This is a genomic window from Klebsiella sp. KPN54798, assembly GCF_021184225.1.
In the GTDB taxonomy this organism is placed as follows: domain Bacteria; phylum Pseudomonadota; class Gammaproteobacteria; order Enterobacterales; family Enterobacteriaceae; genus Klebsiella; species Klebsiella pneumoniae.
The window spans coordinates 1,970,941-1,992,622 of record NZ_CP089234.1 but is presented as its reverse complement, the minus strand read 5'-3'; the positions used below and the strand labels follow the sequence as shown (position 1 = coordinate 1,992,622).

Annotated in this window: 22 protein-coding genes, 3 tRNA genes and 2 pseudogenes; 8 read left to right on the top strand and 19 right to left on the bottom strand. The window is 55.2% G+C overall.

All coding sequences use genetic code 11. The features are described from left to right. Positions 1-89 precede the first annotated feature (89 nt). The 3 genes from araH to LPQ25_RS09465 all read right to left on the bottom strand — a co-directional run bounded on the left by araH (position 90) and on the right by LPQ25_RS09465 (position 3,642). Positions 90-1,070, bottom strand: a complete 981-nt coding sequence (araH, locus tag LPQ25_RS09475; RefSeq protein WP_002911507.1) for an L-arabinose ABC transporter permease AraH — start codon at positions 1,068-1,070, stop codon at positions 90-92. A gap of 14 nt (positions 1,071-1,084) precedes the next feature. Continuing rightward, a complete protein-coding gene (gene araG, locus LPQ25_RS09470; protein WP_009307527.1) occupies positions 1,085-2,599 on the bottom strand; it encodes an L-arabinose ABC transporter ATP-binding protein AraG in 1,515 nt (504 codons plus the stop codon). 62 nt (positions 2,600-2,661) lie between these two features. Then, positions 2,662-3,642, bottom strand: a complete 981-nt coding sequence (locus tag LPQ25_RS09465; RefSeq protein WP_002911518.1) for an arabinose ABC transporter substrate-binding protein — start codon at positions 3,640-3,642, stop codon at positions 2,662-2,664. Positions 3,643-4,003: 361 nt separating this feature from the next. On the opposite strand from LPQ25_RS09465, the pseudogene LPQ25_RS09460 reads away from it, so the two are divergent. Beyond that, positions 4,004-4,099, top strand: a pseudogene (locus tag LPQ25_RS09460) (hypothetical protein); the annotation flags it as partial. A gap of 434 nt (positions 4,100-4,533) precedes the next feature. Further along, a complete protein-coding gene (locus LPQ25_RS09455) occupies positions 4,534-5,043 on the top strand; it encodes a non-heme ferritin-like protein (RefSeq protein ID WP_004175413.1) in 510 nt (169 codons plus the stop codon). Positions 5,044-5,113: 70 nt separating this feature from the next. Here the strand turns inward: LPQ25_RS09455 and LPQ25_RS09450 are convergent, their stop codons facing one another. Then, a complete protein-coding gene (locus LPQ25_RS09450; RefSeq protein ID WP_004148869.1) occupies positions 5,114-5,272 on the bottom strand; it encodes a succinate dehydrogenase in 159 nt (52 codons plus the stop codon). A gap of 65 nt (positions 5,273-5,337) precedes the next feature. On the opposite strand from LPQ25_RS09450, the gene LPQ25_RS09445 reads away from it, so the two are divergent. Next, the gene (locus tag LPQ25_RS09445) at positions 5,338-6,849 is read left to right on the top strand and encodes an MFS transporter (protein WP_002911522.1); all 1,512 of its coding nucleotides are present in this window, start codon (positions 5,338-5,340) and stop codon (positions 6,847-6,849) included. 37 nt (positions 6,850-6,886) lie between these two features. Here the strand turns inward: LPQ25_RS09445 and LPQ25_RS09440 are convergent, their stop codons facing one another. Continuing rightward, positions 6,887-7,138, bottom strand: a complete 252-nt coding sequence (locus LPQ25_RS09440; RefSeq protein WP_002911524.1) for a DUF2766 family protein — start codon at positions 7,136-7,138, stop codon at positions 6,887-6,889. A 150-nt stretch (positions 7,139-7,288) separates the two neighbouring features. On the opposite strand from LPQ25_RS09440, the gene LPQ25_RS09435 reads away from it, so the two are divergent. After that, positions 7,289-8,710, top strand: a complete 1,422-nt coding sequence (locus LPQ25_RS09435) for an MFS transporter (protein ID WP_004148871.1) — start codon at positions 7,289-7,291, stop codon at positions 8,708-8,710. A 49-nt stretch (positions 8,711-8,759) separates the two neighbouring features. Here LPQ25_RS09435 and LPQ25_RS09430 read toward each other — a convergent pair whose 3' ends face one another. Continuing rightward, positions 8,760-9,398, bottom strand: coding sequence for an RpiB/LacA/LacB family sugar-phosphate isomerase (locus tag LPQ25_RS09430; protein ID WP_002911528.1), 639 nt, complete (start codon positions 9,396-9,398; stop codon positions 8,760-8,762). Positions 9,399-9,569: 171 nt separating this feature from the next. Between LPQ25_RS09430 and LPQ25_RS09425 the strand changes: the two genes are divergently transcribed. Both LPQ25_RS09425 and ftnA read left to right on the top strand, forming a co-directional pair. Beyond that, a complete protein-coding gene (locus LPQ25_RS09425; RefSeq protein ID WP_004141098.1) occupies positions 9,570-9,749 on the top strand; it encodes a hypothetical protein in 180 nt (59 codons plus the stop codon). A gap of 57 nt (positions 9,750-9,806) precedes the next feature. Beyond that, entirely contained in the window at positions 9,807-10,304 is a 498-nt protein-coding gene (ftnA, locus tag LPQ25_RS09420; RefSeq protein ID WP_004141101.1) for a non-heme ferritin, read from the top strand. A 35-nt stretch (positions 10,305-10,339) separates the two neighbouring features. Here the strand turns inward: ftnA and LPQ25_RS09415 are convergent, their stop codons facing one another. After that, the gene (locus LPQ25_RS09415; protein WP_004175410.1) at positions 10,340-10,579 is read right to left on the bottom strand and encodes a YecH family metal-binding protein; all 240 of its coding nucleotides are present in this window, start codon (positions 10,577-10,579) and stop codon (positions 10,340-10,342) included. Positions 10,580-10,770: 191 nt separating this feature from the next. Between LPQ25_RS09415 and tyrP the strand changes: the two genes are divergently transcribed. After that, positions 10,771-11,982, top strand: a complete 1,212-nt coding sequence (gene tyrP, locus LPQ25_RS09410) for a tyrosine transporter TyrP (protein WP_004151453.1) — start codon at positions 10,771-10,773, stop codon at positions 11,980-11,982. A gap of 24 nt (positions 11,983-12,006) precedes the next feature. Here tyrP and LPQ25_RS09405 read toward each other — a convergent pair whose 3' ends face one another. The 8 genes from LPQ25_RS09405 to uvrY all read right to left on the bottom strand — a co-directional run bounded on the left by LPQ25_RS09405 (position 12,007) and on the right by uvrY (position 17,413). Then, positions 12,007-12,675: a YecA/YgfB family protein gene (locus LPQ25_RS09405; RefSeq protein ID WP_004141106.1), complete on the bottom strand. Its 669-nt coding sequence runs from the start codon at positions 12,673-12,675 to the stop codon at positions 12,007-12,009. A gap of 98 nt (positions 12,676-12,773) precedes the next feature. Further along, positions 12,774-13,655, bottom strand: coding sequence for a dihydrodipicolinate synthase family protein (locus LPQ25_RS09400; protein ID WP_014907327.1), 882 nt, complete (start codon positions 13,653-13,655; stop codon positions 12,774-12,776). Between the two features lie 227 nt (positions 13,656-13,882). Beyond that, positions 13,883-13,969, bottom strand: a tRNA-Leu gene (locus tag LPQ25_RS09395). 13 nt (positions 13,970-13,982) lie between these two features. Then, positions 13,983-14,056: transfer RNA gene (locus LPQ25_RS09390), tRNA-Cys, on the bottom strand. A 40-nt stretch (positions 14,057-14,096) separates the two neighbouring features. Beyond that, positions 14,097-14,172: transfer RNA gene (locus LPQ25_RS09385), tRNA-Gly, on the bottom strand. Positions 14,173-14,322: 150 nt separating this feature from the next. Further along, positions 14,323-14,871, bottom strand: coding sequence for a CDP-diacylglycerol--glycerol-3-phosphate 3-phosphatidyltransferase (gene pgsA, locus LPQ25_RS09380; protein WP_004141115.1), 549 nt, complete (start codon positions 14,869-14,871; stop codon positions 14,323-14,325). Between the two features lie 56 nt (positions 14,872-14,927). Beyond that, positions 14,928-16,760, bottom strand: coding sequence for an excinuclease ABC subunit UvrC (gene uvrC / locus LPQ25_RS09375; RefSeq protein WP_002911538.1), 1,833 nt, complete (start codon positions 16,758-16,760; stop codon positions 14,928-14,930). Further along, positions 16,757-17,413: a UvrY/SirA/GacA family response regulator transcription factor gene (gene uvrY / locus LPQ25_RS09370; RefSeq protein WP_015874953.1), complete on the bottom strand. Its 657-nt coding sequence runs from the start codon at positions 17,411-17,413 to the stop codon at positions 16,757-16,759. Before uvrY ends, uvrC begins: the two co-directional genes overlap by 4 nt. 461 nt (positions 17,414-17,874) lie before the next feature. Between uvrY and LPQ25_RS09365 the strand changes: the two genes are divergently transcribed. Beyond that, positions 17,875-18,099 carry a DUF2594 family protein gene (locus tag LPQ25_RS09365; RefSeq protein ID WP_014907325.1) on the top strand — a complete coding sequence of 75 codons (225 nt, stop codon included), beginning with the start codon at positions 17,875-17,877 and terminating at the stop codon, positions 18,097-18,099. A gap of 67 nt (positions 18,100-18,166) precedes the next feature. Here the strand turns inward: LPQ25_RS09365 and sdiA are convergent, their stop codons facing one another. The 4 genes and pseudogenes from sdiA to dcyD form a co-directional block, all read right to left on the bottom strand. Further along, the gene (gene sdiA / locus LPQ25_RS09360) at positions 18,167-18,889 is read right to left on the bottom strand and encodes a transcriptional regulator SdiA (RefSeq protein ID WP_002911542.1); all 723 of its coding nucleotides are present in this window, start codon (positions 18,887-18,889) and stop codon (positions 18,167-18,169) included. A 317-nt stretch (positions 18,890-19,206) separates the two neighbouring features. Beyond that, positions 19,207-19,959: an L-cystine ABC transporter ATP-binding protein TcyN gene (tcyN, locus tag LPQ25_RS09355; protein WP_004151455.1), complete on the bottom strand. Its 753-nt coding sequence runs from the start codon at positions 19,957-19,959 to the stop codon at positions 19,207-19,209. After that, positions 19,956-20,622 (bottom strand): annotated as a pseudogene (gene tcyL / locus LPQ25_RS09350) (cystine ABC transporter permease). Before tcyL ends, tcyN begins: the two are co-directional and overlap by 4 nt. A gap of 15 nt (positions 20,623-20,637) precedes the next feature. Next, positions 20,638-21,624 (bottom strand): D-cysteine desulfhydrase, encoded by a 987-nt coding sequence (dcyD, locus tag LPQ25_RS09345; RefSeq protein WP_004180445.1) that lies wholly within the window; start codon positions 21,622-21,624, stop codon positions 20,638-20,640. Positions 21,625-21,682 lie beyond the last annotated feature (58 nt).

Here is a 21,682-nt window from a genome sequence, read left to right as displayed (position 1 = left end):
GTGACCAACCTCGCCATTTTTGATAGTTACCGCCAGCGAAACGGGCGCTGGCGGCAATTACTCTGTAAACTAAAAAGTTCGGTTTAAATTCAGGCCGCACGTTTGGCTTTTTGTTTGTAGCGGTCGAAGATCACCGCCGCCAGCAGGATCACCCCGCGCACGACGTATTGTGAGAATGGCGAGATATTCAGCAGGTTCATCGCATTTTCCACGGTTCCGAGGATCAGGATCCCGGCCACCACGTAGGAGATCTTGCCGATCCCGCCCTTCAGCGACACTCCGCCCAGCACGCAGGCCGAAATAACAATCAGCTCATAGCCAATCGAGGTCATCGGCTGGCCGCTGGTCATCCGCGACGCCAGAATGATACCCGCTGCGGCCGATACCAGACCGGAGAGCACAAAGATAATAATCTTGGTGCGCACCACCGGGACGCCGGCCAGGCGCGCCGCCTCTTCATTGCCGCCAATAGCCAGCGTATTACGGCCAAAGGTGGTTTTGTTTAGTAATAATCCGAAAACCACCAGGCAGGCGACGGTCAGCCAGATCGGCGCCGGCAAACCAAACCAATTGGCATAGCCGAGGGTGAAGAAACGTTCATCTTCGATCCCCACCGCTTTGCCGTCGGAGATAATATAGGCCAGGCCGCGGACAATCTGCATGGTGGCCAGCGTGGTGATCAGCGCGTTGATCTTAAGGCGCGCAATGACAAAGCCGTTAACCAGGCCACTAAGCGCCCCCAGCAACAGGCCTGCGGCGATCCCCAGCCACAGGCTTTCGCTGAGATTAATCACCACCGCGGTGGTGACCCCGGCGCAGGCGATAACCGACGCCACCGACAGGTCAAAATCGCCGGAGGCCAGGCAAAACAGCATGCCGCAGGCCACCATCCCGGACATCGAGATCGCCAGCCCCAGCCCTTTCATATTGACGAATGAAGCAAAGTTGGGCACAAAAATCACACAGCCGATAAACAGCACCGCAAACACCACCAGCATGCCAAACTGATCCCAGATGCGGGCAAAGCTAAAGGTTGAGCGGGTAGCCCCGGACGTAGTCACTGATGACATCATTTACTCCTTACTCAGGCGACAGCCTGGCTCACTGTTGGCATCGCAAGGCTTAACGCCTGCTGTTCATTGGCTTCTTCATGCAGCAGTTCGCCGGCGATTTGTCCTTCGCGCATCACCACGATGCGGTCAGCGACGCCCAGCACTTCCGGCAGGTCGCTGGAGGCAAACACCACGGCGACACCGGAGGCGGCGAGGCCATAGATCACATTGTAAATTTCATGTTTGGCGCCGACGTCGATGCCGCGGGTTGGCTCATCAAGCAGGATCACCTTCATCTCTTCCGACAGCCAGCGGCCAAGGATCGCTTTCTGCTGGTTGCCGCCCGACAGGTTCATAATCAGCTGTTCCGGGCCCGGCGTTTTAATATTCAGCGACTGGATATGTTGATCGGCGTTGTCCGCCTCCCAGGCGTTGTTGATCAGGCAGCCAGCGTGAATATGCTTGCGCCGGGCGCTGATATTGATGTTATCGCGCACGGAATGCACCGGAATAATCCCCTCCGCTTTACGATCCTCCGGGCACAGCATCATCCCGGCCTGGATGGCCTGGGCCGGTTTGCGAATGGAGACGGGCTGGCCATCGATATACACCTGACCGCCGGTTATCTGCGTGCCGCCAAACAGGCCTTTCATTAGTTCGCTGCGCCCGGCACCTACCAGTCCGAACAAACCGACAATTTCACCGCTGCGCACCGAGAGACTAACCGGCGTGCGCACGCCCGGCGCTTTGACCTCCTCCAGGCGCAGCCGCTCCTTGCCATAGGGGCGAGGCTTCCAGCCATAAATATCGCCCAGATTGCGGCCTACCATTGCCTGGACCAGGGCGTCGTGGCTGACGCTCGGCATATCGTCAAAGGTGCAAACGTAGCGGCCATCTTTAAAGACGGTGATGGCATCGCTGAGGGCAAAAATCTCTTCCATCCGGTGTGAAACATAGATGATGACCCTTCCCTCCTCCCGCAACTCGCGGATGACGCGAAACAGGTTGTCGATCTCTCTGGCGGAGAGCGAGCTGGTCGGCTCATCGAACGCGATAATCTTGGCGTTACGCGCCAGCGCTTTGGCAATCTCCACCATCTGCCATTGACCAATGGAGAGATATTTCAGCGGCGTCTCCGGGTCGATATCCAGACCCAGATGCTCCAGCTGCAGGCGGGCCTCATAGTTGAGCAGCGAGCGATTGACGATGCCGCCTCTGTGCGGCAGCTGACCAAGATAGATATTTTCGGCGACGGTCATCTCCGGGATCAGATGCAGCTCCTGGTAGATAATTGCCACGCCGGCGTTCAGCGCCTCCATGGTATTGGCGAATGCCATCTGCTGGCCGCCGATCTGCAGATGGCCCGCGGTCGGGATATAGTTGCCGCTGAGAATTTTCAACAGCGTCGATTTGCCTGCGCCATTTTCGCCCATCAGCGCGTGGATCTGTCCCGGGTAGCAGTCAAAACTGATATCGGACAAGGCCTTTACGCCAGGGAACGTCATGGTGATGCCGCGAAATGAGAGATAAGGGGTAGACTGTTGCATAACGACTCCGCTCTTCTGCACTCAGCCCCCGCGCCGCGGCGGGGGCCAGTTTAATCAGGCTGTTACAGCCCTTTTTTCGCCAGCTCTTCTTTGAAGTTATCGCGGGTAATCAACACCACATCGGTCACCGCCGTGAACTTCGGCGGCTCGACGCCCTTGGTGACCCAGTTGTAGAGCATTTCGCTGGTTTTGTAGCCGTGGATATCCGGGCTTGGCAGCAGAGAACCATAGAAGCCGGTCGGCTGCGCCTTCGACAGTTCGTTAACGGCATCCACGCCGTTGATGCCGATGCCAATCACATCGGGAGCTTTAAAGCCCTGACCTTCGGTCGCGCGTACGCCGCCGAGGACGGTGTTGTCGTTCATCCCGACGATCAGCCAGTGTTTAACCTGCGGATGTTGGACCAGCATCGAGTTACCGGCGTCGAACGCTCCCGGGATATCGTTGGATTTTGTCGGCACGCGGTAGATTTGCGCGTCCGGGAAGCCGGCCGCCTTCAGGGCATCGATGGAGCCGGTGGTGCGACGGCGCGCGGTATCCAGCTCATCGGCGGTGATCGCCATTACGGCGGTGTCTTTGACATCCCAGCCGCGCTTTTGCATCTCTTTATAGAGTTCCTGCCCCTGACGGGCGCCAATTTCGCTCGCCGCCATCATCACCAGCGGTACGCTCTCCATCGGTTTGCCCTTCGCATTGACGAACTGGTCATCGACGGTAATCACCTTCATGTCATAGCCACGCGCTTTGGCGACAATCGCCGACCCGAGCTTGGGATCGGGGGTACAGATGACAAAGCCCTTCGCGCCGCTGGCCGCCAGGCTGTCAATGGCATTCAGGGTTTTCTCCCCATCCGGAACCGCAATTTTAATAACGTCAAAGCCTAAATCTTTTCCTGCTTTATCAGCAAATTTCCACTCAGTCTGAAACCATGGCTCTTCCGGCTGTTTCACCAGAAAACCCAGTTTAAGATTTTCCGCCATAGCTGATTGTGACATAACCGCAGCGAGACCAATGGCCGCCAGCGCTTTAGTAAATTTGTGCATGGTAAACTCCAGCTTTAATTCGCTTTCATGTAGGGAAAAATCGGAATTAACAATTTAATCGGCATCAAAACAAGGCATTAGAAAAATCGCATTCCCCACTGCCGTTGTTAGAGTAGTAATACCCGGAAATTATTTCTCCATACGAGAGCATTATCACATCGCGGAATTACAGTAATTGCGTACATACATTTAGCAAAAAATGACATAAAAAATGACACAATTGTCATACAATTTTACCGGGGCATAGCAGGATCATCTATACCATCAGCAGGCTTATCCTTGTGTTGTCAGAGGATGTTTAACGGTGGGTTACAGCACTGTTATCATCAGCGATTGACGGCGTTGCTGCGGGCGATCGCCTGTGCGCCACTCAAATGGCAACCCACCTCGCACCGCTGAGCCACATGGCCCGCTTAATATCGCGAAAAAACGGATCTTTGGCGTAATTTATTCCGAATAGAAAAAATATATTCCTCTTGATAAAAGCGCCTGCAACAAAAAATAAAAATAATGATCATCAACCTGAAACATTACTAATGAAATAACTTATTCCGTTCTCTTCTACGACGAATCTCGTAGTCAAATACTTATATCTTATAACCAATCTGAAACCAGCGAGCCCCTGCCAACGGCGCACAATCTCAGCCCTGGTAGTTTGCACAAATAATGGTGTAACAAAACGTAAATTACCGCGCTTGAGAGTTTTCTTAATTTCGTTGAGCGAGTATTCTTAAATCGTCGGCAAATGGAAAAAATACCCGACTCATACGGAATGTGTAGAGTTTTATTATTCTGCAACAGTGCCGCGTGTCACTATTTTATCTTGTAGTTATCCGCAGGATCCGCTGACGCGCACCAGTAACCCCTTCCCGGTTAATAAGGATATTTTTTATGGCAGTTCCAGGAATGGCACAAAAGCTAAACACCCAAATGAATCTTGAGTTTCACGCCTCTAACGTTTACCTGAACTTAAGCGAGTGGTGCGCCCGGCATCGCTTCGACGGCGCCGCGACGTTTCTGCGCACCCGCGCGCAAAGCAGCATCACCCTCACCATGCGCGTATTTGACTACCTGAAAAAAGCCGGCAGCTGGCCGATCGTCAATCCCGACCACGCCTGTAACCCTGAGTGCACCTCGCTGGAAGATCTGTTTACCCAAACCCTGAGCGATTACCAACAGCGCAGTCGTCTGCTGAGCGGTCTCGCTCAGGAAGCCAAAGCGCAAAGCGATGACAGCACCTGGCGGTTTCTCACGCTGTTGGCGGAAGAGCAGCAGCAGGATGGCCTGCTATTGCAAAGCGTGCTTGAGGAAATTCGTAATGCCGATAAAGCCGGTCTCGGGATGGAGCAGACCGATCGGCGTCTGATGGCTATCGTTGGAGAAGCGCAGAAAGCGCATTAATCAAGCCTTTATCGCTCTGCCAGGGGGAGCGCGTCTGCGCTACCCCGCCCGGTTTATTAATCCATTACGTCTATTTTTTCTCCCCTATTATTCCTTTCAAGAATAAAAAAGTTTTAACTCGATCCCATTCCCTCATCACCGTTACCCCATAAGGGGGATTAGTGAGCGCGGTCACTTTTTGACGAACCATAAAGAAATATAAAAACAGTGTTTCAAAAATATAAAACACGAGGTTTATTTTTTATGGCTAGATACACGGCTTCAGCCTCTGAAGGGCTTCAGGGAAGACCGATCTTGTTACGCCATCAGTTAGCCTACGGCGGCGGAAATCTGTTAGGGAGCGGCGCACTGGCGATAAGCGGCGCATGGCTACTCTATTTTTATACGACCTTTTGCGGCCTGACGCTGATCGAGGCCTCATTTATCTTCTCCGTCGCCAGCATCATTGACGCTATCAGCAACCCGCTGATGGGCTATCTGACGGATAATTTTGGCAAAACGCGCCTGGGCAAGCGCTTCGGCCGCCGGCGTTTCTTTCTGCTAATCGGTATTCCGCTGATGATGTTCTACCCGCTGCTGTGGGTGGAAGGCCTGAGTTTCTGGTACTACCTTAGCACCTATGTGGTGTTTGAGATCATCTACACCTCTATCATGGTGCCTTATGAAACGCTGGCGACAGAGATGACCGATGATTTCTCACTGCGTTCAAAACTGACCGGCTATAAAGCTATCTTTGGTAAGCTGGCCAACTTCCTCGCGGCGTTTATTCCCGGCCAGTTCATTCTGCTGTATGGCAAAGATTCTGCCACCCCTTTCTTCCTCACCGGTCTGACCTATGGCGCGATCCTGATCGTCGCTATTTCCTGCCTGTGGTTGTGCAGCTGGGAGCGTGAGCGCGGGGAAGAGGTGGAAACCAGCGCGAAAAAAGGACTGCTGAGCACCCTGCTGTCGCTGGCGAAAGATATGCGTTCGACTTTTTATCTACGCGTATTCCGCAAACATCTTGGTATGTACCTGTGCGGCTTTGGCGCGGAATGGCTGTTTGCCTCCATCTTCACCTATTTCGTGATCTTCGTTCTACAACACGATCCAGCGATGGTGGCCGGGCTGAACAGCCTGAACTCGATTCTGCAGCTGATCTCTACGGCGCTGTTTATCGGCCTGTGCGTGAAAAAGGGCTTCAGCAAACCCTATATCCTGGCGCTGGGGATCGTCATTTTCGCGGTTCTGCTGTATACCTCGCTGTGGTTTTTCCATCTACCGTCCGGCCTGGCGACAGTGCTGATGTTCGGCATTACCGTGCTGTTCGGCCTGGGTACCGGCGGGGTTTACTATATACCCTGGACCGTTTACACCTTCCTGGCCGATGTCGATGAGATCTACACCGGACGCCGGCGGGAAGGGATCTATGCCGGCGCCATGACCTTCTCAGGAAAAATTCTGCGCTCGATTGTGGTGTTCTCGATGGGGGCGATCCTGAGCTTCTACGGTTTCCAGTCAAAAGCGCACAGCCAACCGGAAAGCGCGGTGACCGCTATCGCAGTGGTATTCTGCGTCGGGGTGATCGCATTAGCCCTGGCCGCCATCGTCTTCAGCAAGCAGATGAAGCTGGACCGGAAGGCCCATCTGGTGGTGCTGCAGGAAGTCGCGCGGATAAAAGCGGGCGGCAAAATTAGCGATATTGCGCCGGACGTGCGGGTTATCGTGGAGGATCTGGTCGGCCATCGCTACGAAGAGTGCTGGGGCAACAGCAAATTGTTCAAAGATGCTGCCCCTGCGCCTGCGCAGACCGTCGTTTCCCATTAAAGAAGAAGGCCCCGCCGGTATCCGGCGAGGCCTGGTATTAATGCGTTTCTTCCTGTGGAGTAAACTTCAGCTCAATCAACGCGATCGCTTTTTGCACCGCGCGAAGGGTCACCGGATCGGCAGAGGCCGGATGGCTGGCGAAGTCGATAGCTTTCAGCTGAGTGGTCATTTTTTCACGCACTTCCACCGGCGCAATGACGTCAATGACATCGAGGATCTGTTTGATAACCAGCTGGCAGGCAACCACATCGGAAACCAGCTCGTCGTGTTCGGTAAGATGTTGAGACATTAATTACTCCTTTTTTCAGGAGCGTAATAGTACCCTAAATCGTTAACGATAATAAAACCTGCCGTCGCAGGTTTTTTTATCTACCCTACTGGCTGGCGGGTCGTCTCCTGCCGCTTTGCACAGGATCACACTCTTGATGGCAGTGACAACATGAATACCGCGATCTCTTCCCGCGATGAACGTGCTTTTTCAGCGCCGGCGCTGCTGGTGGCCGGTGCCTTTTTTATGGAGTTTCTCGACGGGACGGTGATCGCCACCGCCCTGCCCGATATGGCAAGGGATTTTGGCGTCACCGCGGTCGAACTGAATATCGGCATCAGCGCCTATCTGATTACCCTTGCGGTCCTGATCCCGGCCAGCGGCTGGATAGCCGATCGCTTCGGCGCCCGGGCTATTTTTACTCTCGCCCTGGCGATCTTTACCCTTGCCTCGGTCTTCTGCGGCCTCTCCACCGAGGTGCATATCTTTGTCGCCATGCGTATCCTTCAGGGAGTCGGCGGCGCGCTGATGGTCCCCGTTGGTCGCCTTGCGGTGCTACGCACCACGCCGAAACACCAGCTGATCAAGGCCATCGCCACCCTGACCTGGCCGGCGCTGGTGGCCCCCATTATCGGCCCGCCTTTGGGCGGCTTTATAACCCGCTACGCCAGCTGGCACTGGATCTTCTTTATCAATGTCCCGCTGGGCCTTGCCGCCATCATCCTTTCGCTGCGCATTATCCCTGATATTCGCGAAACGGAACGGCGCTCCTTCGATCTCAGCGGATTTATCACTACCTCGGTCGCGATGGTCAGTCTGGTGACCGCGATGGAGCGGCTCGGCGATCGCCAGCCGCAGATCTGGCCGACGCTGGCTCTCGCCGCGCTTGGCTTCGGCTGTCTGTTATATTCCATTCGTCATTTCCGCCGGGCGGCGGCGCCTATGGTTCGTCTCGACGCCCTGCAGGTGCCGACGTTCCGGGTGACAATGTACGGCGGCTCGTTGTTCCGGGCCTCCATCAGCGCGGTGCCTTTTCTGCTCCCCCTGCTGTTCCAGGTGGGATTCGGTATGGATCCTTTTCATTCCGGCCTGCTGGTGCTGGCGGTGTTTGTCGGTAATTTAACCATTAAACCCGCCACCACACCGCTCATTCGCTGGCTGGGCTTTCGTCGGCTATTGCTGATCAATGGCGCGTTGAACGTCTGTTCGCTGCTGGCTTGCGCGCTGCTTACGCCGCAGACGCCGGTCTGGGCCATCATGCTGATCCTTTATCTCGGCGGGGTGTTTCGCTCAATCCAGTTTACCGGTGTAAGCACGCTGGCCTTCGCCGATGTCCCCGCCGCGCAGATGAGTGATGCTAATACGCTGTTCAGTACCGCGTCGCAGCTGGCGGTAGGGCTGGGGATCACGCTCGGGGCGATTGGCATTCGCCTGGGCGAGCAGGTCGGCGACTGGCTGCATCTTACTGAACTACCGGGGATCAGCTTCCGCCTGTCGTTTGTGTTTATCGCCTTGATCTGTCTGGTAGGGATGATCGACAGCCTGCATCTGGCCAAAACGGCCGGCAGCAGCGTGTCGGAGAAGAAGAAATAGAAGAAAAAATAAACGACGGAAGGGCCAGCGGCGCTGGCCCTGATGACGGTTAAGCGACGATCTGGCGAACAAAGTCTTCGATTGCTTTATCCTGGCAGTTTTCGAAGAAGCACTGCTGGAAGCGTGGGCCGGAGACTGCGGTTTTCACCAGCTGCGGATCGATGGCGCGCAGGGTATCGAGGTAGTTCTCTTTTACTACTGCTGCTTTGACCTGGTTGAGGATCCCGGCATTGCGCACCTGCGGTTCTTTGCGCTCCGGCGGATAGCCTTCGCCGTTGCGGCCGGTAAAGGCTTTTTCAAAGATAAACCGCACATTCAGTTCGGCGCCCCAGCCGAAGCCTTTGGCAAACGGCAGCGACAGCGCATTACCGTTGTTGATCTGGGCAAACAGGAACGCATCCGCCGGATCGATACAGTAGCCGCAGACCACGCCCGGATGGATGTTCAGCGACATCAGCGCCCCCTGACCGGTACCGCAGCCGGTGACCACGAAGTCAACTGCTTTCGAATTCAGCAGAATACTGGCCATGATCCCAAGATGGATGTAGGTCAGATGATGATCGTTCTCATCGCTCATGCCGACGTTATAGACCGGGAATCCTTTTTCGTCGGCAACCGCGTTAAGCTCCTTGAGGATGATGGCGTTTTTGTTCGCCTGGCTGTTCTCCATCATCAGTGCAATCTTCATGGTTTACTCTCCTGAATGCTGTGCGGGCCTGCCCGCAGAATGTCATTGGCGTTGACTGCACTCTACTACCTTGAAAACAAACTTTCAAATTTTATGAAAAGTTGTTTTAAAATTTACGCAGTGCTTCACACTTTCGCAGGCTCCCTTTGTCTGTTGACCTCAGCCCTCTGCATGCTGGCGTATCCGCTTCGTCCTCCCTTACCACCCGCCGGCGACAAAATCCTGACCGCCCAGGCAATAATGAATAATAAATTAAAAGCATTCTCATTTATTATTAAACTGCCAATGCGTGTTATTCCCATTAGCATTTTAAATAAAACATTTTTAAATTTACTTTTTGCAAATAATTAAATAACAAATTATAGTGGCAGCCAATAACATCTATTATTTAATTCCAGGAGTGCAACGATGCTGAAAACGGACATGATTGACAAACTGAATGAACAGATGAATCTTGAACTCTATTCTTCTCTTCTTTATCAGCAGATGAGCGCCTGGTGCAGTTACCACAGTTTTGAAGGCGCCGCGGCCTTCCTGCGTCGCCATGCTCAGGAAGAGATGACCCATATGCAGCGCCTGTTCGACTATCTAACCGACACCGGCAGCCTGCCGCGGATCAACGCTATCGCCTCCCCGTTTGCCGAATATGCCTCACTCGACGAGCTGTTCCGCCAGACCTACGAGCATGAGCAGCTGATCACGCAAAAAATAAATGAACTGGCGCACGCGGCCATGACCAGCCAGGATTACCCGACCTTTAATTTCCTGCAGTGGTATGTTGCTGAACAGCATGAAGAAGAGAAATTATTTAAATCGGTGATCGATAAACTGACCCTCGCTGGAAAAAGCGGCGAAGGTCTGTACTTTATCGATAAAGAGCTGGCTACCCTCGACGCGCAGAATTAATCCCCCGCGCCGCGACAGTCCGTGTCGCGGCCCTCTTAATGTCGGCAGATCTTATTTTCTGCGGTAGTAAAACCTTCCTCTCTGGCAATAAATTTGCCTTTTTTCTCTAAAAACGCTACCAACTGTGCGGCGCTTAGATTCTCTGCTGAACAGGTGTGAAACCGCGCCTCTTCGCCAAAGCGGCGGCGAATGGCGGCCTCCAGCGAGGCGACCGTCCAGGACTCACCCGAGGCGAGCATCATCTGTAAAACTTCATGACCATGAATAGAAGACATAACCCCTCCTGCAAAAACCGCCAGCTTAGGCCAGACTGTCAACCCGCGCCTTGCGCCAGCGCAGGCTTTCGCCCCCTTATTATGTAAACATTTCATTACACAACTTGTAATCCCGATTTGACGAAAGCCGTAATATCCCCTACTCTGCGCGGCATAATTTATTGTTATTTGCTGTAGGGATAGCGAAAAGCGTGAAAAACCGCACTCTGGGCAGTATTTTAATCGTAGCTGGCACCACCATCGGTGCAGGAATGTTGGCAATGCCATTGGCCGCCGCAGGCGTCGGCTTTACCGTCACGTTGGGTTTACTTTTCACCCTGTGGGCATTGATGTGCTATACCGCCCTTTTGCTGCTGGAAGTCTACCAGCATGTCCCTGCCGATATGGGGCTCGGTTCTCTGGCGGCGCGCTATCTGGGCCGTTATGGGCAGTGGGTTACCGGATTCTGCATGCTGTTTCTGCTGTACGCCCTCACGGCAGCCTATATCAGTGGCGCCGGTGAATTACTCGCTTCCAGCCTCAACCAGTGGCTGGACTGGCAGCTACCGCCGGCCGCAGGCGTACTGATCTTCACCCTCCTCGGCGGGGCGGTAGTGTGCATTGGCACCGCGCTGGTGGATCTGTTCAATCGCTTCCTGTTTAGCGCCAAAATCGTCTTCCTGGTGATTATGCTGGCCCTGCTGATGCCGCACATTCATCAGGTGAACCTGCTGACGCTGCCGGTTGAGCAAGGCCTGGCCCTGTCGGCCATTCCGGTGATTTTCACCTCCTTTGGTTTTCACGGCAGCGTCCCGAGCATCGTCAGCTATCTGGGGGGGGATATTCGCAAATTGCGCCGGGTATTTATCATCGGCAGCTTTATTCCTCTGGTGGCCTATATTTTCTGGCAGCTGGCGACGCTGGGCAGTATCGACGCCCCGGCCTTTACCGCCCTGCTGGCAAATAACGCTGGTCTGAACGGCCTGCTGGAGGCGATCCGCGAAGTGGTGGCGTCACCGCATGTGGAGCTGGCCGTTCACCTGTTTGCCGACCTTGCGCTGGCGACGTCATTCCTCGGCGTCTCGCTCGGCCTGTTTGATTATCTGGCGGATATGTTTCAGCGTAAAAACAGCGTCGGCGGGCGTCTGCAGAGCGGGATAATCACCTTCCTGCCGCCGCTGGCGTTCGCCCTGTTCTATCCCCGCGGTTTCGTCATGGCCCTCGGCTACGCCGGGGTGGCATTAGCCGTGCTGGCGCTGATAATGCCGGCCCTGCTGGTCATGAAGAGTCGCCGAGAGCATCCGCAGGCTACCTGGCGGGTCGCCGGCGGCGCACCGACGCTATGGCTGGTTCTGCTGTGCGGGATCGGCATCGTGGCTATTCAGTTCAGCATCGCTGCCGGGTTGTTGCCCGCGGTGGGATAAAAAAGGGGCCTGCTGGCCCCTTGTTCATTTCGCTAAGCAACACTGCTTATACTTTTTACCGCTGCCGCATGGGCAGGGATCGTTGCGTCCGACTTTCGCTTCATTTCTTATTGGCTGCGGGGCCTCCACCGGCTGCGGATTCGCTATCCAGTACTGGTAAAGCGCCAGCGCCGCCGGCGTGATACGCTCAATGCTGGCGATAAATTCATCCGCCGTCAGATTATCCAGCGCGCTAAACTGTTCTTCGCTGCCGTGGAGCGCGATAGCGTCCAGCTCCGGCTGGAGTTCAGCGGGCAACGTCGACCAGTCGCTCAGCGCCACGCCGCGCAGATAGCCAAAGCACCACTCCTCAACTATGGTCAGCTCCTGACCTTCCGCTTCGCGGGTGCCGAACAGCGGTTCGAACTGATCGGGATAAGACTCCAGCCGTTCGGCGATATCGCTCATATGCTGCAGCGTCAGATTGACAAAGCGATCGCGCTCGCGATCGTTGGCCCAGCGCGGGACATTATCCGCCCCGCCCCAAATCGCCAGCAGCCACTGAGCGGGTTCGATGTCGGTCGGCGCAGAGAGGATCGCCGTCAGCAGGCCATCCAGTTCAGAGACATCCAGAATGGCGCCTTCGGCGGCGTATTTCGCCAGAGTGTCATCCAGCCATTCCAGTTCGTTTTCGTTCAAAGGTCCGGTATTCATTCACAGGCTCGCATGGTAAAAATCGGGCCTACAGTAGCCGAATTGCCAACAGAAAGCCACCCGGCGATACCTATTGCGCCGGTGTCAACGATACGCGATCAGGCCAGGCCGCGCAGCGCCGACGCCACCTCACGACAGGCCTCCTCCCCTAACGAAAGCAAAGGACGGGGAAGCGAGTCTGGATCGCAGAGTCCGAGCATCGCTGCGGCGCTGGCTATCACTCGCAGGCTACCACCATAGCGATCAAAGCATCGCCATAGGGGGGCCAGCTGCTCATTCAGTGCCGCAGTCTGCGCCACATCACCGCTACGTATCGCTCTTACCAGCGCCAGTGAGCAGCGGGGAAAGAGTCCGCCGCAGACCGAATACCAGGCTTCGCAGCCGGCCTGCAACCCGGCAGTGGTCCATGCATCGCCGCTGACGCCAAGCGTAACGCGAGAGGGAAGATGCTGACGCAGGGCCGCAACACGTTCGCTCGCCTGTGGCGCGGGCAGGCCGGGAATTTTAATCGAGGCAATGGCCGGCAAGGCGGCGATGCGCCCCTGCAGCTCATCCGCCAGCATTACGTGGGTAGTGCGGGGATTGTCATACAGGCAAACCGGCACCGAGACATGCCGGCAAACTTCTTCGTAAAAGGCAAAGATCTCCTCCGCGGAAAGCGGCTGATAGGACATCATCGGCAGTAATAACGCATCCGCCCCTGCCTCCTGAGCATCCTCCACCAGGCGTAGCACCTCGTTAGTCGCAATGGCGCCGACGCCGACCATCATCGGGATCGACCCCGCATGCGCCTTCGCCACCTGCACCACTCGTCTGCGCTGCTCACGGCTGAGATAAGCGTAGCTACCGGTTGAACCTAAGATGCCCAGAGAGTCGACTCCGGCATCGGTAAGACGGGCGAGAATACGAATAAACGCTTTTTCATCAAATTTTTGCTGATGCAAAGGTGTCAAAGGAAATGCGCAAAGTCCACTGAACATGCTGCCTCCGGCAGGCTGGGCTGAGAGTCCGTTTGATAGTAGCAAGGCGCGATCGTTTTGTCCTGGGACAAATGAGAAATTGACTGTAAGGCCAGAGTTAACCGAAAAACGCCGTGGCGTCAGGCTGGCGGGAATGGTATCAGAAAGCGAAAGTACAGAAACAAAAAAACCACCCGTAGGTGGTTTCACGACACTGCTTATTGCTTTGATTATTCTGTATTTCCCAATGGTACCCGGAGCGGGACTTGAACCCGCACAGCGCGAACGCCGAGGGATTTTAAATCCCTTGTGTCTACCGATTCCACCATCCGGGCTCGGGATATAAAGTGGAGGCGCGTTCCGGAGTCGAACCGGACTAGACGGATTTGCAATCCGCTACATAACCGCTTTGCTAACGCGCCTTTAATACTGAAGCACCCGCAACTGCCGATGCTGTTAATCTGGAGCGGGAAACGAGACTCGAACTCGCGACCCCGACCTTGGCAAGGTCGTGCTCTACCAACTGAGCTATTCCCGCATCATCAAGTTATTTGCTAATCACTTGATTTTGTTATCGTCTGGAAGACTGTGCCGCCGTTCGATGCGTTGCATTCTACTTATCTCTCGCGGTGAGTCAACGGTATTTTTCGCAACTTTGTATCGTTTGCTGAAAATAACGGCGAAACGATCACTGATCAAGCAAATCGCCGCGCGCCGCGTTCAAATACTGCAGCATCGACCACAGCGTCAGCACCGCCGCCACGAGGAAAAGCGCGATCCCGGCCCACTCCACCCACGGATAAGGACGCCACAGCATCCATACCAGGGCGGTCATCTGGGCGGTCGTTTTCACTTTGCCAATCCACGAGACCGCCACGCTGCTGCGTTTCCCCAGCTCCGCCATCCACTCACGCAGCGCGGAGATAATGATCTCACGGGCAATCATGGTCGCCGCCGGTAGCGTGACCCACCAGGTGTGATAGTGTTCGGCAACCAGCACCATGGCGATAGCCACCATGACTTTATCGGCAACCGGGTCGAGGAAGGCGCCAAAACGGGTGCTCTGATTCCAGCGACGAGCGAGGAAACCATCAAACCAGTCGGTTACCGCGGCAACAAAGAAGATCAGCGCGCAGGCAAACGGCGCCCAGCTAAAGGGCAGATAAAACGCCAGCACAAAAAACGGGATCAGGATGACGCGAAACAGAGTAAGCAACGTAGGGATATTAAATTGCATAGTGACGGGTAACTATCTGTTGTAAGTAAAAATTAGCCCTATGTTGCTACAGAGCCCTAATGTTTCAACGAGTAGAAGATCTTTTCTGCCAGAGCGTGAGAGATGCCCGGTACTTTAGCAATTTCTTCGACGCTGGCCTGCTGTAGCCCCTGCAGCCCACCCATATACTTCAGCAGCATCTGACGACGCTTCGGCCCCACCCCCTCGATAGTCTCAAGCGAGCTGGTGCTCTTCACTTTCGCCCGTTTTTTGCGATGCCCGGAGATCGCATGATCGTGCGATTCATCGCGAATATGCTGGATCACATGCAGGGCCGGCGAATCCGGCGGCAGGCTAAACCCTTCCCCTTCCGGCTCAAAGAATAACGTTTCCAGACCCGCTTTTCGATCGCTACCTTTCGCCACGCCCAGCAGCAGCGGATGATGTTTATCCCAGGGGACGTCCAGTTCAGCAAACACGGCTTTCGCCTGGGCCAGCTGTCCCTTGCCGCCGTCTATCAGGATCACATCCGGGATCTTGTTGTCATCAATCGCTTTACCATAGCGACGGCGCAGGACCTGATTCATCGCCGCATAGTCATCGCCAGGGGTAATGCCGGTGATGTTGTAGCGCCGATACTCCGCGCGCAGTGGGCCATTGCTGTCAAACACCACACAGGATGCTACGGTCTGTTCGCCCATGGTGTGGCTGATGTCAAAACACTCCATTCGCTTGACGGCCGGCAGCTCCAGTACGCTGGCCAGCGCCTGCAAACGCTGATGAATGGTCGATTGCTGAGACAATTTGGTCGTTAACGCTGTCGCGGCGTTGGTCCGCGCCAGCTTAAGATAACGCGCTCTGTCGCCGCGCGGCTTAGTCTGCACATTGATTCGACGACCCGCCAGCTCCGACAGCGAGTCGGCCAGCAGCGTCTTATCCCCAAGGTTAAAGTCGAGCAAAATCTCCCCCGGCAGCGTGCGCATTTGGCTGCCCTGCAGGTAGAACTGGCCGACAAAGGTCTCCACGACCTCTCCCAGCTCGGTGCCGCCCGGCACTTTCGGGAAGTAGCTTCGGCTGCCCAGCACTTTGCCCTGACGGATAAACAGCACATGCACGCAGGCCATGCCGGCATCGAAGGCGACGCCGATCACGTCGAGGTCGTCACCGGTGTTGGAGACAAACTGTTTCTCCGTCACGCGGCGGACGGCCTGAATCTGGTCGCGGATGCGCGCGGCCTCTTCGAACTCCAGGTTCTGGCTCGCCTTCTCCATCCGCGCGATGAGCTGGGTCAGCACCTGGTCATCCTTGCCGGCGAGAAACAGCCGCACATACTCTACCTGCTGAGCATACTCTTCTTCGCTGACCAGCCCGGCCACGCACGGCCCCAGGCAGCGACCAATCTGATACTGCAGACAGGGGCGGGAGCGATTGCGGTAGACGCTGTTTTCACACTGACGGATGGGAAAGATTTTCTGCAGCAGCGCCAGGGTCTCGCGCACGGCATAGCCGTTGGGAAAAGGACCAAAATACTCGCCCTTCGCATGTTTGGCGCCGCGATGCATCGCCAGACGCGGATGAGTATCGCCGCTGAGAAAAATAAAAGGATACGATTTATCGTCGCGTAACAGCACGTTGTAACGTGGCTGGTACAGCTTAATATAGTTGTGCTCAAGCAGCAGCGCTTCCGTCTCGGTGTGGGTGACGGTCACGTCGATTTGCGCGATCAGCGCTACCAGCGCTTCCGTTTTACGCGACGCAAGGTTGCTGCGGAAGTAGCTACTGAGCCGCTTTTTCAGATCTTTGGCTTTGCCAACATAGATGACGGTTCCGCCAGCATCATACATCCGATACACACCGGGCTGGCTGGTCACCGTTTTCAGGAAAGCTTTTGCGTCAAAAACATCACTCACTGGCTTGCTAACGACTCCGCATTACACAGGCCATGGCGAATTGCCAGGTGGGTCAGCTCGACATCGCCATGAATGTTTAATTTACTGAACATCCGATAGCGGTAGCTGTTAACCGTTTTAGGACTCAGATTTAGCTGCTCTGAGATCTCATTCACCTTCTGACCTTTGGTGATCATCAGCATAATCTGCAATTCGCGTTCAGACAAACTGGCAAACGGCGATTCTGTCTTATCGGGTTCAATCTGACTTAACGCCATTTGCTGGGCAATATCGGAGGCAATATAGCGCTGCCCGGACGCGACGCAGCGGATGGCATTCACCACTTCCTGCGGCGCGGCGCCTTTACTGAGATAACCCGCCGCGCCCGCCTGCATGACCTTGGCAGGTAAAGGATTCTCGGTATGCACGGTTAACATGATCACTTTGGTGCCCGCCACGGAGCGCGCGATTTTGCGCGTCGCTTCAAGACCACCGATCCCAGGCATGTTCATGTCCATCAGGACGACATCTGCGGAATTAGCCCGGCACCACTTGACGGCGTCCTCGCCGCAGCAGGCTTCGCCAGCGACTTTAATCCCTTTTATATCTTCCAGAATGCGTCGTATCCCTGCGCGCACCAGTTCGTGGTCATCAACAAGAAGAACGTTGATCAAAGGAATAATCTCCAGAATGAGGGATAACGCTACTGATACTTTATCTCCCACATATTACCGGGTTTTATTGCTATTTTAAAAGGCAAAAAAATGCCCTCGCCTCGATTTGGCTCTCATTTATGGCAATGTCTGTGCACACTAAGTGGAAAGTCATTGAGAACAGTCAGTTGCCCGGCTCTTATTTTTTAACAATACTCATACAGAAGGCACAAAAAACACAACAGATTACGTAGCGCATAAATACGAAGCAAAATATGTAACAATTATTAACGAGCTAAATAGATGGGGGAAATTATTGGCTTGCCGACGGCTATTACGTATTATCCGAAGCATAAAAACATTCACAGCTCAGATGAGAGAACAGAAATTAAGCACACCTTTTTTTTCTGTCGCTTGTGGTATACTGCGCGGCCTTCACATTGAGTAGAGCGCAATAGCGCAGCGAGTAAACGAGGATATCGATGAGCACACCAGATTTTTCCACTGCAGAAAATAAGCAGGAACTGGCGCAGGAAGTCTCCTGCCTGAAAGCGATGATTACGCTGATGCTGCAGGCGATGGGCCAGGCGGATGCGGGGCGCGTGATTATTAAAATGGAAAGGCAGATTTCACAGATGGAAGATGAGGCTGAGGCCGCCGTATTCTCCAGCACCGTTAAGCAGATTAAACAAGCCTATCGGCAGTAATCCTGTGCCGGCTGAAAGTATCACTGACAGCCGGTATCACGTCTGACACGCAGAACGGCAGGCGCATTCAGATTAGCCCAGTCGCCACGGCGTAGCAGGCAATTTGCGTTTTATTCGGCGCATTAAATTTCCGCTGCATATTCTTCTGATGGAAATTCACCGTATTTTCCGAAATCGAGAGAATCATCGCCACCTCCGCCGAAGTCTTTCCTTCCGCCGTCCATTTGAGGATTTCCAGTTCGCGGCGGCTGAACTTCATCTCCGGCGGCATCACCATCTCATCTTCCAGACGCAGCAGCGTCAGCAAGCTTAGTTCAGTCAGCGTTCGCAGACGCAGCTCAAGCTCATCTTCAGGGTAACCGCCCGGCAGACGATTGTTCGCGGAGACAGAGAGAAATCCCTGAGCATGGTTTGGCAACGTCAGGCACTGCGTCACCCCCTTTTGCAGACCATGGTCACGCGCCCCGTCCCACAGTGCCGGCGCATCACGAAACAGGCTGTCGTTCCATGGCAGATGGCCACGCATAAAATTCTCCGGCCGTAACACAGGATCTATCGCGAAATAATTTTCTGCCTGATAGTGCGACATCCATGCGCGGGGGTAAGTCGACTGGAACGTAACGCGGGGGCGGGTGAAAGGCACCGGGTGGCGCACACAAAGCGTGTAGTAATCATATTCCAGCGCTTCGGTTTCACGTTGCAGGAGATTATAAACCTCCTCGCCGGTGGCCATGGACTGAAATTGGTGCAGCATATCCCGCCGCCAGCTGAAAAAATCATTGTCCCTCATAGCTGTGCAAATAACTCCTGATTGATAATCATTATTATAAATACAGAAAACTAACACATAAATCTTATTTATATGTATAAAATATCGTAGCTGTCGCATTTATTAGTCTGAAGGCTTGCCATTTTCCCGCTCGCCGCACAGAAACATAGCGTTTTTCTCCCATCATGTTCTACACCCTGCCAAGGGCGATGGGAAGCGGTGTATACGGCCGTGGGAGTCAATAGCGCAAAGACGTGTCGCGGGGGCGTTACCCCGCCGCGAGAGTGGGCTAAACGCGGCGGCTCCCGCGAAGCTGAGCCGCCGCGCCAGCCCATGCTTTACTGCATCAGAAATTTTTCAAGGAACTGACGGGTACGCGGCTGCTGGGGCGAAGCGAACAACGCTTTTGCCTCGCCTTGTTCAACAATGCGTCCCTGATCCATAAATATCGCCCGATCGGCTACGTCGCGGGCGAAACTCATTTCATGGGTCACGATCACCATGGTGCGTTTTTCCTGCGCCAGCTGACGGATGGTGTTGAGCACCTCCCCCACCAGCTCAGGATCGAGGGCCGAGGTGGGTTCATCAAACAGGATCACGTCCGGACGCATAGCCAGCGCGCGGGCAATAGCCACTCGCTGCTGCTGCCCGCCGGAGAGACGGCGCGGATAGCTATTCTCTTTTCCGCTGAGCCCCACCTTCGCCAGCAGTTCGCGCGCCCGCGCCATGGACTCCTGCTTATCTTCACCTTTTACGATGACCGGCCCTTCAATAATGTTCTCCAGCACCGTACGGTGGGGAAACAGATTAAAGTTCTGGAAGACAAAGCCGACGTGCTGGCGCAGCTGGCGAATGAGCCCTTTCTGCGGCCCGAGGCTGCGACCGGCGTCGATCGTCACATCACCGACGCGGATAGTGCCGCTCTCCGGTTGCTCCAGCAGGTTGATGCTACGCAGCAGGGTGGTTTTGCCCGAGCCGCTGGGGCCGATGATCGCCACCACTTCCCCTTTCTGTACCTCCAGGTCGATACCATGGAGCACCGTCTGGCCATGGAATTTTTTTACCAGGCTTTTCACTTCTATCGCACTCATTTCGGATCACGCTCCTGGCGGTTCAGCTGGTTTTCAAAATAATTCTGCAGCGAGGAGAGCACTGTCGCCATTACCCAGTAGATCAGGGAGGCCGCCAGATACATAGTGAAGACCTCCAGGGTTCGCGAGGTGATTAGCTGCGCCTGACGGAACAGCTCCGGCACCTGGATCGTTGCCGCCAGCGAGGTATCTTTTACCAGGCTGATAAAACTGTTCGACAGCGGCGGCAAAGCGACCCGCGCCGCCTGGGGTAAAATGGCCCGACGCATCGTCTGCCAGGGCGTCATACCGATACTGGCCGCCGCTTCCCATTGCCCTTTATCAATCGAGGCGATGGCCGCGCGCAGCGTTTCCGCCGCATAGGCCGCAGTATTCAACGACAGGCCGATCATCGCCGCCGGGATCGGGTCAAGCTCAATGCCGAACTGCGGCAAGCCGTAGTAGATCATAAACAGCTGGGCGATAAGCGGCGTGCCGCGGAAAATGGAGATATACATGCGCGCCAGCCATTTTACCGGCCAGACTGGCGACATGCGCATCAGCGCCAGGATAAAGCCCAGCACCAGGCCGAAAAACATCCCGCCAATGCTCAGCTGCAGCGTAAAGACGGCCCTTTCAGCAGAAAAGGGCGGAATCAATGACCAGTTGGATACTTTCTTGCATGCTGTCGTTTCTGTATTAGAGGTGAGGATGATAGGCAAACAGCGCCGGCGCTCCGCCGGTATGGACGAACAGTATCGGCCCTTCATCCTTAAAGCGCTTCTGCGTGATGCCGTCGATAAGCCCGGCCATCGCTTTGCCGGTATAGACCGGGTCGAGCAAAATACCTTCCAGCTGCGCCAGCAGCTTCACGGCGGCCATCCCATCTTCGTTTGGCGTACCGTATCCTGGGGCAAAGTAGTCATCCCACAGTATAATTTCAGCCTTCGCCTGTAGCTCGAGACTGTTGGCCACGGCCTGCTGCAGCGCCACCACTTTCGGCAACTGGTCAGCGACCGAGCGCGACACGGTCACCCCAATCAGTTCCGCCTGCGGCATCAGCTGTTCAAGGCCGACCGCCAATCCGGCATGGGTGCCGGCGCTGCCGGAGGCGACCACGACTGACGAGATCGCCACCGCGTCTTCGCACTGCTGGCTGATTTCCAGTGCGCTTTCCACATAGCCTAACGCGCCGAGGGCATTGGAGCCGCCGACCGGAATAACATACGGACGATACCCCTGCGCCTCAATGCGGGTCGCCAGCTCATCGAGCTGGGCGGCGGGATCGGTCAGGGCATCACACATCTCAACCTGGGTGTTAAAGAGATCCAGCAGCAGACGGTTGCCATTGCTCAGATAGTTCTCCGCCCGGGTGCCGATGGGATTTTCCAGTAGCGCCACGCAATGCAGCCCCAGTTTCGCAGCGACTGCCGCCGTCTGACGCACATGGTTAGACTGGATCGCGCCGGCGGTGATTAAGGTATCCGCGCCCTCGCGCAGCGCATCGGCGGCGAGAAACTCCAGCTTACGCAGTTTGTTGCCCCCCATCGCCAGCGGCGTCGTATCATCACGTTTAATAAAAATTTCGCGCCCAAGGTGATCGGACAGACGCGGGAGATACTCCAGCGGCGTCGGCGCGCCGATCAATTCCAGGCGCGGAAAGCGGGTTAAGTTTTGCAGTGACATGGCCCCTCCTGACTCAGTTATGCTTCATTATGCACACAGTTACGCGCTAAATAAAAAA